Source organism: Pseudoalteromonas sp. SWXJZ94C (assembly GCF_015864385.1).
Taxonomy (GTDB): domain Bacteria; phylum Pseudomonadota; class Gammaproteobacteria; order Enterobacterales; family Alteromonadaceae; genus Pseudoalteromonas.
On the sequence record NZ_JADYXF010000096.1, the window covers coordinates 1 to 3,823 of the forward strand.

3 protein-coding genes and 1 pseudogene are annotated in these 3,823 nt (G+C 36.9%); all 4 read right to left on the reverse strand.

What is annotated here, in order from left to right; genetic code table 11:
• Positions 1-377: 377 nt before the first annotated feature.
• Positions 378-494 (reverse strand): annotated as a pseudogene (locus I6F65_RS20925) (Mobile element protein); the annotation flags it as partial.
• A 117-nt stretch (positions 495-611) separates the two neighbouring features.
• Positions 612-968, reverse strand: coding sequence for a hypothetical protein (locus I6F65_RS20930; RefSeq protein ID WP_166112824.1), 357 nt, complete (start codon positions 966-968; stop codon positions 612-614).
• A gap of 31 nt (positions 969-999) precedes the next feature.
• Positions 1,000-1,476: a hypothetical protein gene (locus I6F65_RS20935; protein WP_166112827.1), complete on the reverse strand. Its 477-nt coding sequence runs from the start codon at positions 1,474-1,476 to the stop codon at positions 1,000-1,002.
• 3 nt (positions 1,477-1,479) lie between these two features.
• Positions 1,480-3,823 (reverse strand): RHS repeat-associated core domain-containing protein (locus I6F65_RS20940; RefSeq protein ID WP_331461431.1); only part of this gene is annotated, 2,344 nt, incomplete at its 5' end.

The following is a 3,823-nucleotide window of genomic DNA, read 5'->3' on the forward strand; positions in this document are numbered from 1 at the left end:
AACCGCTCATATTTTAAATACTGGATATGCCCAATGTTTGAGCCACAAAGGGTTGGTTATGTGTAAGCATAAACCACAGACTTGTTACAGCGCAGTGTGTAAACACAGCCAGAAACTGGACTGACATTGGTACTAAACGATGACTGAGGCGAAAGCCAAGGGCCTTAATTAATCATCAATAATGCTTAATTAAACTGCCTAAATTCATATGGGTGACTGGTGCATATTCACACCAATCGACGTCATTACTAGGTGCGTAGTCATATTTAAATTGAGTCTAAATAATAAGAACACTTGATTTTTGAATAAAAAGATCAAGAAAACACAGCTGCCTGCTTGACCGGAATTTTCTAATGGGTGACCCCATTGACTGCTTAAGATTGACCTGTAAAGTGGTCTTCACCGCACAAAAAAGCACGCCGAACACAACGCGAGATACAGTGGTAATATTTTGTATCAGCCAAACTTACTTGATGATTTCTTGCGATTGCCATAAGACACCTGCTTGTTTTTTACACTGACAAAATTCTAGTACTTAGTTAGCCAAACTGTAAAAAAAATTAGGGTGGGTGTCTTTGTTATTTTTTTATTCTGTATACCATAATGAACAGCTAATTTTCAGGTAACTTACAATACAAATTTTCTAAGGCTGCAATCAGCGACCGCTCAGGCACTAAGGAATGTACTGAAACTAGATGCAGAATAGATGAGTCCACAATAAAATTCATTTCTCCATCGGGTATTCTGTACTCATACTTTGATATGATTTTATTTCCCTCGTGCAATAAATAATTTTTTTCATTACATATAGGGCAAATTGCTATATGCCGTCTCTTATTGATGATTGTAGACTTCTTTAGTGCCGACAAAAACCAGTTCAAGAATATTTTTTTATCTTCCAGTTCACTAAATGTTTTTTCCATTTTAGTCAAATCAATGTGAACATCATTTTTTTTAAAATCTATCATTACTAACACCATGATTCAGTAAATTGTTCAATCATTCTATTTCAGAAATAAACTTTGATGTATTGTCTTCCCAGTCATCGTTTCTTGAAATAAAACTTGCTAATTCATCTAAATATTTAAAATTAAGGGTATTAGCTAAAACTTTCAAATCTTTCTCTCTTACTTCTCGAAATATTAAAGAAGCAAATAGATTGCTTATCATTTGCTGGTATGTTTTTCCTAAAACTTCATACTCACTTGGACCATCTTCTAGATAGTATTTTATGTAAACCTTATCTTCTCTTAAAAATGCGACTATAGAGTTGCTATTTGTAGACCATAATATTAATAACTGCTCTGGCTTCGGGAACATTTCCGGTGCTGTAAGAAAAATATTAAAAAGAAACTCAGGATTTTCACATGTATAACGAGTATCCTGAATTAATTCCCCACTCCAAATTAATTCGGGATTAATAAGTATAGACTCATCAGTAATAGCCTTAAATAGCTCTTTTTTATCTTTAACCATATCTTAAACCCTCTCATGTAACTTGCTAATTGGATGAAAATAAGAAAAAGGAACAAATTTCTTTGAACTAGATGTTGTCATATTATGAATAATGGCATGTAACTTAGCTGTGGTAGGGAATAGGTTTTCTGCACTGATAGCTTGTTTACTATATTTTTCAATAGGCCAATTCCAATGGTGCACCTGTTCAAAGATATAACCTTCAAAAATAACACCTTTTTCTTTCGCATTATTCACTTTCACCTTAAATAAAGAATTTACTTCATCGAACACATACCTAGCTTCTTTTTTACTAGCTGTTCCATCAATTAAATTTTGATAGCTTTGAAAGAACTTTTTCGCTTTTGCTTTGGGACGTTCTGTCAATTCTAGTATACACTCATTCCACATTTGATTTAACTGAGGGTTTTCTGAAATAGATTTCGTACCAAAATCTCGAGGGGTTATTTTTTGACCTTTAATGTGCTTAATGGCTGCTCGTATAGGTACCCCTTCTTTTAACAGAGCTTTAACTTGATCTTTTTCCAAAGCATTTAATTTTATTTTTTTAATTTTTTTACTTCTTTTAGGATCATCACTAGCGTTTTCATCTAGACCTTCCCATTTCCCGCCCTTCAACTGCGAGTACTGACCTGACTCTTCTTTAAATATGCCTTCTTCATCATGAATAATATTCGAATTTTCATGCCCATCAATGTAAGTACAAGCAGCCCAATGGTATTCCCCCATATTCTCAGCTAACAGTTCAGATATATGCTTGCTTTCAGAAACCTGAATTGAATTAGATGATATATTTAAACTTCCACAATTTGGATGCAGCATATACCCTGGGATTATATCGCCTTCAGTGTATACTTTTTTAAAAACACCACTTGAAACAGTACCATCTTCAATTTTGCTGCCCAGATCATCGGTAATAGTTGCACCATCCCATGAATAAACGGTTAAGCTAGTCCCCATCGGGACGGTCGCAGGCTTTGTAACATTTATCGAACCGTGTCCTGCAAATACATTTTTCTTCTGACCGTCTTTACATGTCAACCCGAACGGATCCACCCAGTTAATCGGATTTGGCGCATATTGGTAATGGTTTATCCCACCCACTAACCCTATTGGGTCTTGGTTTATAAAGCGCTGTTGCTTGGGGCTGTAGTAGCGGTAGCGGTTGTAATGTAATCCGCTTTCCTCATCTAAATATTGCCCTTGAAAACGAATTGGCTGAGTAAAGGTATTATTTACAGTAGATTCAGCGTCTAGTTTTGACTCTTCATAACCATATGCATCGGCTTGGTTTTCCCACACGACTTGTGCGCTGCTGTTGGTAATAAAACGCGGCGTGTTAAGCTGGTCTAGGTGGTAGTAATACATCTCACCTTTTTTAATAAGCGCTAATGGATGAAATTGATTTGGTAGGTTTATATACCACGTGTATTGCCCGTTTTGGCATTCGCCGATTAATTGGTTAATATCCCAAATGTAGTCAATCTTACCGTGTTCAGTATGCTTGGCTATACGTCGACCAAGCGGGTCGTAATCGTATTGGGTGAGCGTGCCGTTATTATTAAAACAGCTTAATTGGTTAAATGCATTGTATTCACGAAGGGTTTTTATACCTTTGCCGGTTTCGCGTATTTGGTTACCCAATTCGTCGTAATCAAAGTCGCTGTCGCCAAATTGCGTTAAACGGTCGGCTTCGGTGGCGCTGTTTTTAATGGTGTTGTGTGCATTAAAGCTACTTGTTTCAATGTCAGCTTTATTACTATTTGACGCTAAATCGTTGTATTCGTTATGCGTTGCGCGCGTTAAATCAACAGAAGGTCTTGCATCAATATCATTGTTATTTAAAGCTTTATTTACTGTGCTGTGCTCACTGCTTAATGCATTACTCGTTTTTGTATCGCTAGTCCCTTCGATTGCACTTGATTGCACAGTTTGAGTTTGAGGGTTACCAAAGCTATCCCACTTATATTGCGTGGTTGTATCAGCACTTGAGTTTGCCAATGTTTGTTGTATTAATTGCCCAAGGCTGTTGTATTCAAAGTTAATGTTGTGGCTGGTTACGCCTTCGTTTTTACGAGCAATGAGCTGGTTTACGCTGTCGTACTTGTACGTACAGGTATCAAACAGTGCTTGCGCTGGGTGCGTTAGTTGTTGCTGCGTTAAGCGGTTAAACACATCAAATTTTTGGGCAAGGGTAATATTATTACCAAACTGCTGCGTTTTAATATTGCCTTGGTTGTCGTAGGTTAGCTGCGCAAGCTCAATAGCGCTGCTATTGACTTGTTGTAAGTTAATACTACTTAGCTGACCAAACTGGTTGTAACTGTATTTAAGCGTGGTTGAGTCT

Coding starts and splice junctions, on each gene's coding strand:
- I6F65_RS20930 (WP_166112824.1), bottom strand. CDS start 968: ATGATAGATTTTAAAAAAAATGATGTTCACATTGATTTGACTAAAATG.
- I6F65_RS20935 (WP_166112827.1), bottom strand. CDS start 1,476: ATGGTTAAAGATAAAAAAGAGCTATTTAAGGCTATTACTGATGAGTCT.